Genomic DNA, 13,229 nt, shown 5'->3' with positions numbered 1-13,229 from the left:
CAACCGGGAGAAAGACCAAGAATGGCTGCGCTGAGCTTGAAAGGCGTCAGGAAATCCTACGACGGCAAGCAGCACGTGCTGCATGGCATCGACGTGGAGATTGCCGACGGCGAATTCATCGTGCTGGTCGGCCCGTCGGGCTGCGGCAAATCGACGTTGCTGCGGATGATCGCGGGGCTCGAGACGGTGACGGACGGCGAGATCGCGATCGGCGAGCGCGTCGTGAACGCGCTGGAGCCGAAGGATCGCGACATCGCGATGGTGTTCCAGAACTATGCGCTGTATCCGCACATGACGGTCGCGCAGAACATGGGCTATGGACTGAAGATCCGCGGGATCGAGCGTGCGACGATCGAGTCGCGGGTCGCCGCGGCCGCGAAGATTCTCGAACTCGAGCCGCTGCTGGCGCGGCGGCCGCGCGAGCTGTCGGGCGGCCAGCGGCAGCGCGTCGCGATGGGGCGCGCGATCGTGCGCGAGCCGTCGGTGTTCCTGTTCGACGAGCCGCTGTCGAACCTCGACGCGAAGCTGCGCGTGCAGATGCGCCTCGAGATCCAGCGGCTGCATGCGCGGCTCGCGACGACGAGCGTTTACGTGACGCATGACCAGATCGAGGCGATGACGCTCGCGCAGCGCGTGATCGTGATGAATCGCGGCTACGCGGAGCAGATCGGCGCGCCGGTCGACGTGTACGAGAAGCCGGCGACGGTGTTCGTCGCGGGTTTCATCGGCTCGCCGGCGATGAACCTGATGCATGGCCGGCTGTCGGAAGACGGCGCGACGTTTACGGTCGCGGGCGGCGGCCCCGCGCTGCCGGTTGCCGGCGCGCCCGGCATCGGCACGGAGATCGCCACCGGCCGCGACTGGGTGCTCGGCGTGCGGCCGGAGCACATGACGCCGCAGCCGGGCGTCGCGCAGGCGACGCTGCCGGTCGATTCGTGCGAACTGCTCGGCGCGGACAATCTCGCGCATGGCCGCTGGGGCAATCACGACGTCGCGGTGCGCCTGCCGCATGCGGACCGTCCGGCGCGCGGCACGGCGCTGGCGGCGGCGCTGCCGGCGCACCGGCTGCATTTCTTCGATCCCGAGACCGGCAAGCGTGCCGGCTGAACCTTCCGCACCTGCCGAGAGACCGACGATGACAACCCGTCCCGACTGGCCTTACCCGCGTGTCGTCGCCCATCGCGGCGGCGGCGCGCTCGCGCCGGAGAATACGCTCGCCGCCCTCGACGAGGGCGCGCGCCGCGGCCACCGGATGGTCGAGTTCGACGCGAAGCTGTCGGCCGACGACGTGACGTTCCTGCTGCACGACGATACCGTCGACCGGACGTCGAACGGCCACGGCGCGGCGGCAGGCATGCGCTATGAGGCGCTGGCCGCGCTCGACGCGGGCGCGTGGCTCGACGCGCGCTTCGCGGGCGAGCGGATGCCGACGCTCGAGGCCGCGGCGGCGCGCTGCATTGCGCACGGGCTGGCCGCGAACGTCGAGATCAAGCCGTGCCCGGGGCGCGAGCGCGAGACCGGGCAGCGCGTGGCGGCCGATGCTGCGGCGTACTGGCGCGATGTCGAGGTTCCGCCGCTGCTGTCGTCGTTTTCGTTCGACGCGCTGCAGCAGGCGCGGGCGACCGTGCCCGCGCTGCCGCGCGGCATGCTGTACGAAGCCGTGCCGGACGACTGGCATGCGCAGGTCGTCGGGGCGCTCGGCTGCGTATCGTTGCATGCAGACCACAAACGGCTCGACGAGCCGCTCGTGCGCGCGATCAAGGCGGCCGGGCTGCGCATCCTGGCTTACACGGTCAACGACCTCGGGCGGGCGCGCGAACTCGCCCGCTGGGGCGTCGACGCGGTCTGTACGGACCGCATCGACCTGATCGGCCCGGACGCACTGGACGACATCGACATCGTCTAGGGCCTGCACAAGCCCGTTATCGGCGTGAAGAGGCCCTGGCGGCCTCCCCCGGGTCCCGAGACGCCTTGGCCGGGATCGAGTCTGACGCGAAAAAGCGACGCCCCGGCGGGATTCCCGCCGGGGCGTTTTGCATCGTGGAGACATTACGCCAGGAAAATTCCGCTACAAATTGCAGCGGGATTAACCATTCCCCAAATATTCGACTACGCTTAGAAGCGGTAGCCGACGTTCAGGTAGGTCACGATCGGATTCAGCGAGATACGCGCCTTCGACGTCTCGGTCAGCGTGCCGACCTGGGTCCGCTTGGCCGTCGTGAAGGTCGCGGTCACGCCGACCGGGATGTACGACATCGAGAAGCCGGCAAACCAGTGCTTCGTGAAGTTGTACGTGAAACCGGCGTTGAACACGGGCGCCCACTGGTTGCTGGTCGTGGCGCTGGTCGGGCCGCCGAGCGCGCCGTTCTCGAACGCGCCGTTCGTGATCTTCGCGCCGGTGAACCAGATATACGTCGCGCCGACGCCGACATACGGACGGAACTTCGCGTTGGCGTCGTTGAAGTAATACTTGAGGAGGAGCGCGGGGCTCCACTGGTACGCGCGGCCGAGCGTGCCGAAACTTGAGAACTGGCCCTTGCCGGTGATGTCGAACTTCGGCGGAATGCCGGCGATGAACTCGGTGGCGATGTGGTCGGTCAGGAAGTAACCGGTCGCCAGCGCGATCGTGTCGGCGTCGCTGATGCCGGCACCGGTGTTGGGAATCGATTGGTTGATGGGCGTGCCGCCTACGCCGTACAGGAACAGCGGGTCGCTGCTGTCTTGCGGTGCAAGGTGCAGCCAGCCGGTGCTGACGTAGAAGCTACCCGCGGATTGTGCGTGAGCCGTGCCGCCCGCCAACGTGAAAGCGAGCGCCGCGACCCCCGTAATGGCCAGTTTTCGTTTCATTGTGTCTCCTCCGATCTAAGGCGTGCTCATTATGACGACTGCGTTTAAAACCAAACAAGCTCGTAAGTTAGAGTTTTCACCCTAGGATTAGTACGACCGTACGCTTCCGCGCCTTGCCAGGACAGGCATTCTACGCAGGTGCGCATTTTCGGACCTCCGGGTATTTCCTAACGCGTTCAAACGGACATTCAGCATGGCACGGTTAGCACGACTCTACGTTCCCGACCAGCCGCAGCACGTGATACTGCGCGGCCTGGATCAGCAACCCGCGTTCGTCGACGACCAGGACTACGAACTCTTCATCGATTGCCTGAAGGCCGCCGCACGCGATCACCACCTGTCGGTACACGCCTACGTGCTGCTGCCGCGCCAGGTGCAACTGCTCGTCACGCCGAGCGACGAAGCGAGCCTGCCGAAGGCGATGCAGGCCGTCGGCCGCCGCTATGTCGCGCATTTCAACCGACGCTATTCGCGGCGCGGCACCCTGTGGGAAGGCCGCTATCGCGCGACCGTGATCGAAGGCGAGCGCTATTTCCTGCTCGCGAGCCGGGTGGTCGAGATGAGCCCGGTGCGCGCGCAGCTCGTGGCGACGCCCGAGGCCTATCGCTGGTCGAGCTACCGGCATCACGTCGGGCTCACCGTCGACAGCCTGATTACCGACCATCCGCTCTACTGGGCGCTCGGCAATACGCCGTTCGACCGCCAGCGCGCGTACAAGGAGCTGTGCGAGCAGCCGCTCGACGAGCGGCAGGCGGACCAGCTGCAGCAGGCGACGCTCAAGGGCTGGGTGCTCGGCGGCGAGAACTACCGCGAATGGGCGGCGCGCACCGCGAACCGGCGCGTGTCGCCGCTGCCGCGCGGACGCCCCAGAAAGGTGCGTGAAAACACGCCGCCGATCCAGCAGTAACACGGGACGGCGGTACAGGAGGCGGCGCTGCGGGCGCCGCTTCTTTTTGCACCAAAATGATGCGGCCCCAATAAAACGGCACCAGATCGATGCATCCGTTTAATTGGGGATCAATCAAGCGGTTTTTGTTGCTATTCCTTTGATTCGTCGCGTATATTCCGAATTCCGGTGGCCCGGGCGAAGCATGCCCGACCACTGTCGGCCGCGCCGTTTCCCGTCGGGAGCGGGATCGACGGCAACAAGAAAATGGTTCAACGGCCTCCAGGCCCCCTTTACGACGGTGTCCCCATGAACGACCATCAGCAGCCGCTCGCCGCGGTGCCCGCCGCACAAGGTCTGTATGACCCGCAAAACGAACACGACGCCTGCGGCGTCGGCTTCGTCGCTCACATCAAGGGCAAGAAGAGCCACGAGATCATTCAGCAGGGTCTGAAGATCCTCGAGAACCTCGATCACCGTGGCGCGGTCGGCGCCGATCCGCTGATGGGCGACGGCGCGGGCATCCTGATCCAGATTCCGGACGCGTTCTATCGCGAGGAAATGGCGAAGCAGGGCGTGATGCTGCCGCCCGCCGGCGAATATGGGGTCGGGATGATCTTCCTGCCGAAGGAAAATGCGTCGCGCCTCGCGTGCGAGCAGGAGCTCGAGCGGACGGTGAAGGCCGAAGGCCAGGTCGTGCTCGGCTGGCGCGACGTGCCGGTCGACCATGCGATGCCGATTTCGCCGACCGTGAAGGCGAGCGAGCCGCTGATCCGCCAGATCTTCATCGGCCGCGGCAAGGACATCATGGTGACCGACGCGCTCGAGCGGAAGCTGTACGTGATCCGCAAGACGGCGAGCCACCGCATCCAGGCGCTGAAGCTCAAGCACGGCAAGGAATACTTCGTGCCGTCGATGTCGGCGCGTACGATCGTCTACAAGGGGCTGCTGCTCGCGGGCCAGGTCGGCGTGTATTACCGCGACCTGCAGGACACGCGCGTCGTGTCGGCGCTGGCGCTCGTGCACCAGCGATTCTCGACCAACACGTTCCCGGCGTGGGAACTGGCTCACCCGTACCGGATGATCGCGCACAACGGCGAGATCAACACCGTGAAGGGCAACGTGAACTGGCTGAACGCGCGTACCGGCGCGATCGCGTCGCACGTGCTCGCCGACGACCTGCCGAAGCTGTGGCCGCTGATCTATCCGGGTCAGTCGGACACCGCATCGTTCGACAACTGTCTCGAACTGCTGGTGATGGCCGGCTACCCGCTCGTGCACGCGGTGATGATGATGATCCCGGAAGCGTGGGAACAGCACACGCTGATGGACGAGAACCGCCGCGCGTTCTACGAATACCACGCCGCGATGATGGAGCCGTGGGACGGCCCGGCCGCGATCGCGTTCACCGACGGCCGCCAGATCGGCGCGACGCTCGACCGTAACGGCCTGCGTCCGGCGCGCTACATCGTGACCGACGACGACCTCGTCATCATGGCGTCGGAAGCCGGCACGCTGCTGATCCCCGAATCGAAGATCGTCAAGAAGTGGCGCCTGCAGCCGGGCAAGATGTTCCTGATCGACATGGAGCACGGCCGCATCATCGACGACAAGGAACTGAAGGACAACCTCGCGAACGCGAAGCCGTACAAGAGCTGGATCGACGCGGTGCGCATCAAGCTGGACGAGATCGAGCCGAAGGCCGAGGAAGTCGCGGCCGGCCGCACGCAGGGCGCCGCGCTGCTCGACCGCCAGCAGGCGTTCGGCTATACGCAGGAAGATCTGAAGTTCCTGATGGCGCCGATGGCGCAGCAGGGTGAGGAAGCCGTCGGCTCGATGGGCAACGACTCGCCGCTCGCGGTGATGTCGAACAAGAACAAGACGCTCTATCACTACTTCAAGCAGCTGTTCGCGCAGGTCACGAACCCGCCGATCGACCCGATCCGCGAGAACATGGTCATGTCGCTCGTGTCGTTCATCGGGCCGAAGCCGAACCTGCTCGACACGAACAACATCAACCCGCCGATGCGTCTCGAAGTGTCGCAGCCGGTGCTCGACTTCAAGGACATCGCGAAGATCCGCGCGATCGACCAGTACACGGGCGGCAAGTTCAGCGCGTACGAACTGAACATCTGCTACCCGGTCGCCTGGGGCAAGGAAGGCATCGAGGCGCGTCTCGCGTCGCTGTGCGCGGAAGCCGTCGACGCGGTGAAGTCGGGCTTCAACATGCTGATCGTGTCGGACCGCAAGACGGACGCCGAGCACGTCGCGATTCCGGCGCTGCTCGCCACGTCGGCGATCCACACGCACCTCGTCCAGCAAGGGCTGCGCACGAGCACGGGCCTGGTCGTCGAGACCGGCTCCGCGCGTGAAACGCACCATTTCGCGCTGCTCGCGGGCTATGGCGCCGAAGCCGTGCACCCGTACCTCGCGATGGAAACGCTCGCGAAGATGGCCGAGGGCCTGCCGGGCGACCTGTCGCCGGAGAAGGCCGTCTACAACTTCACGAAGGCGGTCGGCAAGGGCCTGCAGAAGGTGATGTCGAAGATGGGCATCTCGACGTACATGTCGTACACGGGCGCGCAGATCTTCGAAGCGCTCGGCCTGTCGAGCGACCTCGTCGAGAAGTACTTCAAGGGCACCGCGTCGAAGGTCGGCGGCATCGGCCTGTTCGAAGTCGCGGAAGAGGCGATTCGCCTGCACCGCGACGCGTTCGGCGACAACCCGGTCCTGCGCGACATGCTCGACGCGGGCGGCGAGTACGCGTACCGCGTGCGTGGCGAAGACCACATGTGGACGCCGGATTCGATCGCGAAGCTGCAGCACGCGACGCGCAGCAACTCGTACCAGACGTACAAGGAATACGCGCACCTGATCAACGACCAGACCAAGCGTCACATGACGTTCCGCGGCCTGTTCGAGTTCAAGGTCGAGCCGACCAGGGCGATTCCGATCGACGACGTCGAATCGGCGAAGGACATCGTCAAGCGCTTTGCGACCGGCGCGATGTCGCTCGGTTCGATCAGCACCGAAGCGCATGCGACGCTCGCGATCGCGATGAACCGGATCGGCGGCAAGTCGAACACCGGCGAAGGCGGCGAGGACGAGAAGCGCTACCGCAACGAACTGCGCGGCATTCCGATCAAGTCGGGCGAGACGCTGAAGTCGGTGATCGGCGACGAGATCGTCAGCGACATCGCGCTGAAGGACGGCGATTCGCTGCGCTCGAAGATCAAGCAGGTCGCGTCGGGCCGCTTCGGCGTCACCGCCGAGTACCTCGCGTCGGCCGACCAGATCCAGATCAAGATGGCGCAGGGCGCGAAGCCGGGTGAAGGCGGCCAGCTGCCGGGTCACAAGGTGTCCGAGTACATCGGCAAGCTGCGTTATTCGGTGCCGGGGGTCGGCCTGATCTCGCCGCCGCCGCACCACGACATCTACTCGATCGAGGATCTGGCGCAGCTGATCCACGACCTGAAGAACGTGAACCCGAGCGCGAGCATCTCGGTGAAGCTCGTGTCGGAAGTGGGCGTCGGCACGGTCGCGGCCGGTGTCGCGAAGGCGAAGGCCGATCACGTCGTGATCGCCGGCCATGACGGCGGCACGGGCGCCTCGCCGCTGTCGTCGGTCAAGCACGCAGGCACGCCGTGGGAACTGGGCCTCGCCGAAACGCAGCAGACGCTGGTGCTGAACCGCCTGCGCGGCCGCATCCGCGTGCAGGCCGACGGCCAGATGAAGACGGGCCGCGACGTCGTGATCGGCGCGCTGCTCGGCGCGGACGAATTCGGTTTCGCGACGGCGCCGCTCGTCGTCGAGGGCTGCATCATGATGCGCAAGTGCCACCTGAACACCTGCCCGGTCGGCGTCGCGACGCAGGATCCGGTGCTGCGCGCGAAGTTCAAGGGACAGCCCGAGCACGTCGTGAACTACTTCTTCTTCGTCGCCGAGGAAGTGCGCGAGATCATGGCCCAGCTCGGCGTCTCGAAGTTCGAGGACCTGATCGGCCGCGCCGATCTGCTCGATACGCGCAAGGGCATCGAGCACTGGAAGGCGAAGGGCCTCGACTTCTCGCGCGTGTTCTACCAGCCGGAAGAGTGCGAGGAGGTCGCGCCGCGTCACGTCGACGTGCAGGATCACGGCCTCGAGCGCGCGCTCGACCACGTGCTGATCGAGAAGGCGAAGGCCTCGATCGAGAGCGGCGAGCACGTGTCGTTCATCCAGCCGGTGCGGAACGTGAACCGCACGGTCGGCGCGATGCTGTCGGGCGTGATCGCGAAGAAGCACGGCCACGACGGCCTGGCCGACGACGCGGTGCACATCCAGCTGAAGGGCACGGCGGGCCAGAGCTTCGGCGCGTTCCTCGCGAAGGGCGTGACGCTCGACCTCGTCGGCGACGGCAACGACTACGTCGGCAAGGGCCTGTCGGGCGGCCGGATCATCATCCGCCCGACCAACGACTTCCGCGGCAAGTCCGAGGAAAACATCATCTGCGGCAACACGGTGATGTACGGCGCGATCGAAGGCGAATCGTTCTTCCGCGGCGTCGCGGGCGAGCGCTTCTGCGTGCGCAACTCGGGTGCGACGGCGGTCGTCGAAGGCACGGGCGATCACGGTTGCGAATACATGACGGGCGGCACGGTCGTCGTGCTCGGCGAGACGGGGCGCAACTTCGCGGCCGGCATGTCGGGCGGCGTCGCGTATATCTACGACCCGGACGGCACGTTCGCGGCGAAGTGCAACAAGTCGATGGTCGCGCTCGATCCGGTGCTGCAGCAGGCCGAGCAGGAGCGTACGGTCGACCGCGCGCTCTGGCACGCAGGCACGACGGACGAAGCGCTGCTCAAGGGGCTCGTCGAGCGTCATTTCCAGTTCACGGGTTCGCCGCGCGCGAAGTCGCTGCTGGAAAACTGGGATGCGGCGCGCCGCCAGTTCGTGAAGGTGTTCCCGCACGAATACAAGCGCGCGCTGGGCGAGATCGGTGCGAAGAAGGCGGCGAAGGAAGTGCTGGCCGCCTGAGCGACGAACGACATAGCGAATGCCGCGCACGCCTGACGGCCGTGCGCGGCTCCCCCACCCGATACACCGAACAGAAGAGCACCTTATGGGCAAGGCAACCGGTTTTCTGGAGTTCGAACGCCGCCACGAGGCGTACGAAGCACCGCTCACGCGCGTGAAGCACTACAAGGAATTCGTCGCGGCACTGGCCGACGCGGACGCGAAGGTCCAGGGCGCGCGCTGCATGGATTGCGGCATCCCGTTCTGCAACAACGGCTGCCCGGTCAACAACATCATCCCGGATTTCAACGATCTCGTTTACCGCCAGGACTGGCAGCAGGCGATCGAAGTCCTGCATTCGACCAACAACTTCCCGGAATTCACGGGCCGCATCTGCCCGGCGCCGTGCGAAGCGGCGTGCACGCTCGGGATCAACGACGATCCGGTCGGCATCAAGTCGATCGAGCACGCGATCATCGACAAGGCCTGGGCGGAAGGCTGGGTAAAGCCGCTGCCGGCCGAGCACAAGACGGGCAAGAAGGTCGCGGTCGTCGGTTCGGGCCCCGCGGGCCTCGCCGCCGCGCAGCAGCTCGCGCGCGCGGGCCACGACGTGACGGTGTTCGAGAAGAACGACCGCGTCGGCGGCCTGCTGCGTTACGGGATTCCCGACTTCAAGCTCGAGAAGTGGCTGATCGACCGCCGCATGCGCCAGATGGAAGCGGAAGGCGTGACGTTCCGCACCAGCGTGTTCATCGGCAAGGAGCCGCTGCCCGAGTCGATCGGCAGCCTCGCGAAGGAAACCATCTCGCCGGACACGCTGAAGGAGGAGTTCGACGCGGTCGTGATCGCGGGCGGTTCGGAAACGCCGCGCGACCTGCCGGTGCCGGGCCGCGAACTCGCGGGCGTGCACTACGCGATGGACTTCCTGCCGCAGCAGAACCGCGTGAACGCGGGCGACAAGCTCGTCGACCAGCTGCTCGCGAAGGGCAAGCACGTGATCGTGATCGGCGGCGGCGATACGGGTTCGGACTGCGTCGGCACGTCGAACCGCCACGGCGCGAAGCAGGTCACGCAGTTCGAACTGCTGCCGCAGCCGCCGGAAGAGGAAAACAAGCCGCTCGTGTGGCCGTACTGGCCGATCAAGCTGCGCACGTCGTCGTCGCACGAGGAAGGCTGCGAGCGCGACTGGGCGGTCGCGACGAAGCGCCTCGAAGGCAAGAACGGCAAGGTCGAGAAGCTGATCGCCGCACGCGTCGAGTGGAAGGACGGCAAGATGCAGGAAGTGCCGGACTCCGAGTTCGAACTGAAGGCCGATCTCGTCCTGCTCGCGATGGGCTTCACGCAGCCGGCCGCGCCGGTGCTCGAGGCGTTCGGCGTCGCGAAGGACGCGCGCGGCAACGCGCGTGCGGCGACCGAAGGCGATCGCTCGTACTACACGTCGGTCGACAAGGTGTTCGCGGCGGGCGACATGCGCCGCGGCCAGTCGCTGGTGGTGTGGGCGATCCGCGAAGGCCGCCAGTGCGCACGCTCGGTCGATGCGTACCTGATGGGGCATTCGAACCTGCCGCGCTGAGCTGAATACCGCGAGCGGGTTTCGATGAGAACCGGGCGTCCGAAAGGGCGCCCGGTTTTTTTTATGGCTGGCCGGGCGGGCGAGGTCATTGCGCCGACCGTGGCGGCGGATCGAACGACAGTTTCCGGATCGTCCCGAAGCCGGTGATGCGGCCGTCGCAATCGATCGTTGCGACGTAGTTTTCGTCGTGCGACTTCAGATCGAATGCCCACCAGCCGTGCTTGTCGGCGCGGTAGCGCGGTATGCCGACGAATTCGGCGCCATTCAGCTCCATGCGTTGCTCCCTGGCGAACGCGAGGATTTTCGCTTCAAGCTCCGCGATTGGCGCGTCGGGGCAGTAGCCGCTGTCGGGTTCGTATCGGGCAATCACGATCGCGGCAAGCAGCAGCAGGAAGAGCGCGGCGGCCGCCGTGACGAGGATCAGTGCGGCACGGATGGCGTAGCGAGCGAGGGTCGGGATCATGGGCACGTGCTGATGCGTCTCTGGTTGGCGAAACTGCATTCCGCTCGTGTCCTGTTCGGGTAGTCCGGGCCGTGTCCGGTCCGGTCTCGGGCGAGCGGCATCCGAAGTCATTTCGACGTCCGGATTGTCCCGCCGAGCGGATGCGAACCTGCGGGCGACGAGATCGTGTCGTCGCGCCGGTGTCCCGCATTTTCGCGAAGCGTCGTCTAACCTGATGTCATTCGGGTGCGATTTTTCAGCATCTCTATTTCTTTCGTTTTGTAATAATCCTTGAAAACTGTCATATCATGTCGCCCCTCGGGCCGCATTCGCGGTGGCCGCATGTGACTGACCCTATTTACAAGGAAACCGGATGGAAGCATTCGTGCAAGGGCTGATCGACGCCGTCAACGGCGTGTTGTGGAACTACGTGCTGATCGCGCTGCTGCTTGGCGTCGGCGCGTGGTTCACGTTGCGGTTCCGGATGATCCAGTTGAAGGCGCTGTTCCTCAGCATGAAACTGGTCGGCAGCAAGGGCGAGCCGGGCAGCATCTCGTCGTTCCAGGCGTTCGCGACCGGGCTCGCGAGCCGCGTCGGCACCGGCAACATCGCCGGCGTCGCGGTCGCGCTGACGGTCGGCGGGCCGGGCGCGATCTTCTGGATGTGGATGACCGCGCTGGTCGGGATGTCGTCCGCGTTCGTCGAGGCAACGCTCGCACAGATCTTCAAGGTGTCCCATCCGGACGGCAGCTTTCGCGGCGGCCCTGCGTACTACATCCAGACGGGGCTGCGTTCGCGCGGCTTCGGCGTGCTGTTCTCGCTGTCGCTGATCCTCGCGTTCGGCTTCGTGTTCAACGCGGTGCAGTCCAACGCGATCGCCGACGCATTCCATACGTCGTTCGGCTGGAGCCGCGAGACGGTCGGTCTCGGCCTCGTGCTGCTTTCCGCACCGATCATCTTCGGCGGAATCCGCCGCATCGCGACGGTCGCGCAGGTGATCGTGCCGCTGATGGCGATCGGCTATCTCGCGCTGGCGGTCTACGCGGTCGCGACGCACATCACGCTGGTGCCGGGCGTGATCGCGCTGATCGTGAAGAGCGCGTTCGGCTTCGAGCAGGCGGCGGGCGGCCTGACCGGCTATGCGGTCAGCCAGGCGATCGCGATCGGCGTGAAGCGCGGGCTGTTCTCGAACGAGGCTGGGATGGGCAGTGCGCCGAACGCGGCCGCGACGGCCAGCACGCGGCACCCCGTCACGCAGGGGCTGATCCAGATGCTCGGCGTGTTCGTCGACACGATCGTGATCTGCAGCGCGACCGCATTCGTGATCCTGCTGTCGGGCCAGTACGAAATCGGCACGGGCATGGAAGGCGCGGCGCTCACGCAGCGCGCGATCTCGAGCCACGTCGGCGACTGGGGCGGCATCTACATGGCCGTTGCGATCTTCTTCCTCGCGTTTTCGTCGGTGATCGGCAACTACGCGTATGCGGAAGGCAACGTCGAATTCATCACGAAGCGGCGCGGCGTGCTGCCGCTGTTCCGGATCGCGGTGCTCGGCATGGTGATGTTCGGCAGCGTCGGGCAACTGCCGCTCGTGTGGGCGATGGCCGATACGAGCATGGGGCTGATGGCGATCATCAACCTGATCGCGATCCTCGCGCTCGGCAAGTATGCGCACGCCGCGTGGGCCGACTATCGCCGCCAGCGCGCGGCCGGCGTCGCCGATCCGGTGTTCACGCGCAATACGATCCCGGAACTCGCGCGCGTGCTGCCGGCCGACGTGTGGGGCGAGCACGGCCCGCTGCCGCAGCGCCCGGTTTCGGGCGACGCGGCGGGCGTGCCGCGCGCCGCGGCGCGCGAGTCGTGAACGGCGACCGGCTCCGTGCGTTCGTCGCGCTGATGCCCGATGCGGCCTCGCGCGACGCGCTGCACGCGTTGCCGGTCACCCGCGGGGCGCGGCGCACGCCGCCCGCGCAGTTGCATATGACGCTCGCATTCATCGGCGCGATCGAGCGGGATCGTTGCGATGCGCTGGCCGCGCGCCTGCCCGCGCTTGCGGCTGCCTACGCGCTGCCGGTGCTGCCGGTCGAGCGGATTGCGTGGTGGCCGAGCCTGCCGCGCGCGAGGCTGATCGTCGCGGAGCTCGCGGCCGAACCCGCATGCGTGGCGCTGAACGTCGAGCTGGGAGCGCTGCTGGACGAACTCGGCGTACCGGCCGACCGGCGGCCGTTCCGGCCGCACGTGACGCTCGCGCGGCTGCCGTGCGACGCGGTCGGCCAGCCCGCGCACGGCGGTGCGACCGGGCGACCGGTCGCGGTACGCATCGAAGCGCTGACGCTGTTTGAAAGCCGGCTGTCGCAAGAGGGTGTGTCGCATCGGCCGATCGTGTCGGCGCCGATCGGCCCGGCGGACGACCCGGCGGCGCGGTGAGCGGCGCGCGCGCCGCATCGCGATGGCCGGGCGCCGCGCGTATCGCGCCGGCACGTCGCAGA

9 protein-coding genes are annotated in these 13,229 nt (G+C 66.6%); 7 read left to right on the top strand and 2 right to left on the bottom strand.

The window, feature by feature from the left end; all coding sequences use genetic code 11:
* The first annotated feature begins 21 nt into the window (after window positions 1–21).
* Together GQ56_RS0118780 and ugpQ are read left to right on the top strand one after the other, a co-directional pair.
* On the top strand, window positions 22–1,107 hold the full coding sequence (locus GQ56_RS0118780) for a sn-glycerol-3-phosphate import ATP-binding protein UgpC (protein ID WP_031400117.1): 1,086 nt from the start codon (window positions 22–24) through the stop codon (window positions 1,105–1,107).
* Window positions 1,108–1,135: 28 nt separating this feature from the next.
* The gene (gene ugpQ, locus GQ56_RS0118775) at window positions 1,136–1,906 is read left to right on the top strand and encodes a glycerophosphodiester phosphodiesterase (RefSeq protein ID WP_031400116.1); all 771 of its coding nucleotides are present in this window, start codon (window positions 1,136–1,138) and stop codon (window positions 1,904–1,906) included.
* Window positions 1,907–2,115: 209 nt separating this feature from the next.
* Here ugpQ and GQ56_RS0118770 read toward each other — a convergent pair whose 3' ends face one another.
* Window positions 2,116–2,847: an OmpW/AlkL family protein gene (locus GQ56_RS0118770; RefSeq protein WP_031400115.1), complete on the bottom strand. Its 732-nt coding sequence runs from the start codon at window positions 2,845–2,847 to the stop codon at window positions 2,116–2,118.
* A gap of 193 nt (window positions 2,848–3,040) precedes the next feature.
* On the opposite strand from GQ56_RS0118770, the gene GQ56_RS0118765 reads away from it, so the two are divergent.
* From GQ56_RS0118765 to GQ56_RS0118755, 3 genes are all read left to right on the top strand, one after another.
* Complete coding sequence (locus GQ56_RS0118765) at window positions 3,041–3,754, top strand: transposase (RefSeq protein ID WP_006477151.1); 714 nt, start codon at window positions 3,041–3,043, stop codon at window positions 3,752–3,754.
* A gap of 288 nt (window positions 3,755–4,042) precedes the next feature.
* The gene (locus GQ56_RS0118760) at window positions 4,043–8,746 is read left to right on the top strand and encodes a glutamate synthase-related protein (RefSeq protein ID WP_031400114.1); all 4,704 of its coding nucleotides are present in this window, start codon (window positions 4,043–4,045) and stop codon (window positions 8,744–8,746) included.
* Window positions 8,747–8,831: 85 nt separating this feature from the next.
* Entirely contained in the window at window positions 8,832–10,298 is a 1,467-nt protein-coding gene (locus tag GQ56_RS0118755; protein ID WP_031400113.1) for a glutamate synthase subunit beta, read from the top strand.
* Between the two features lie 85 nt (window positions 10,299–10,383).
* Here the strand turns inward: GQ56_RS0118755 and GQ56_RS0118750 are convergent, their stop codons facing one another.
* Entirely contained in the window at window positions 10,384–10,800 is a 417-nt protein-coding gene (locus tag GQ56_RS0118750; protein ID WP_235212711.1) for a hypothetical protein, read from the bottom strand.
* A gap of 313 nt (window positions 10,801–11,113) precedes the next feature.
* Here GQ56_RS0118750 and GQ56_RS0118745 point away from each other — a divergent pair, with 313 nt between their 5' ends.
* Together GQ56_RS0118745 and thpR are read left to right on the top strand one after the other, a co-directional pair.
* Window positions 11,114–12,604, top strand: coding sequence for an alanine/glycine:cation symporter family protein (locus GQ56_RS0118745; protein ID WP_031400111.1), 1,491 nt, complete (start codon window positions 11,114–11,116; stop codon window positions 12,602–12,604).
* Window positions 12,601–13,167, top strand: a complete 567-nt coding sequence (gene thpR / locus GQ56_RS0118740) for an RNA 2',3'-cyclic phosphodiesterase (RefSeq protein WP_031400110.1) — start codon at window positions 12,601–12,603, stop codon at window positions 13,165–13,167. Before GQ56_RS0118745 ends, thpR begins: the two co-directional genes overlap by 4 nt.
* Window positions 13,168–13,229 lie beyond the last annotated feature (62 nt).

The sequence above is a fragment of the Burkholderia paludis genome (genome assembly GCF_000732615.1).
GTDB classification, from domain to species: domain Bacteria; phylum Pseudomonadota; class Gammaproteobacteria; order Burkholderiales; family Burkholderiaceae; genus Burkholderia; species Burkholderia paludis.
Note: the sequence above shows the minus strand (reverse complement) of the source record. Positions and strands in the feature narration are given on the sequence as shown.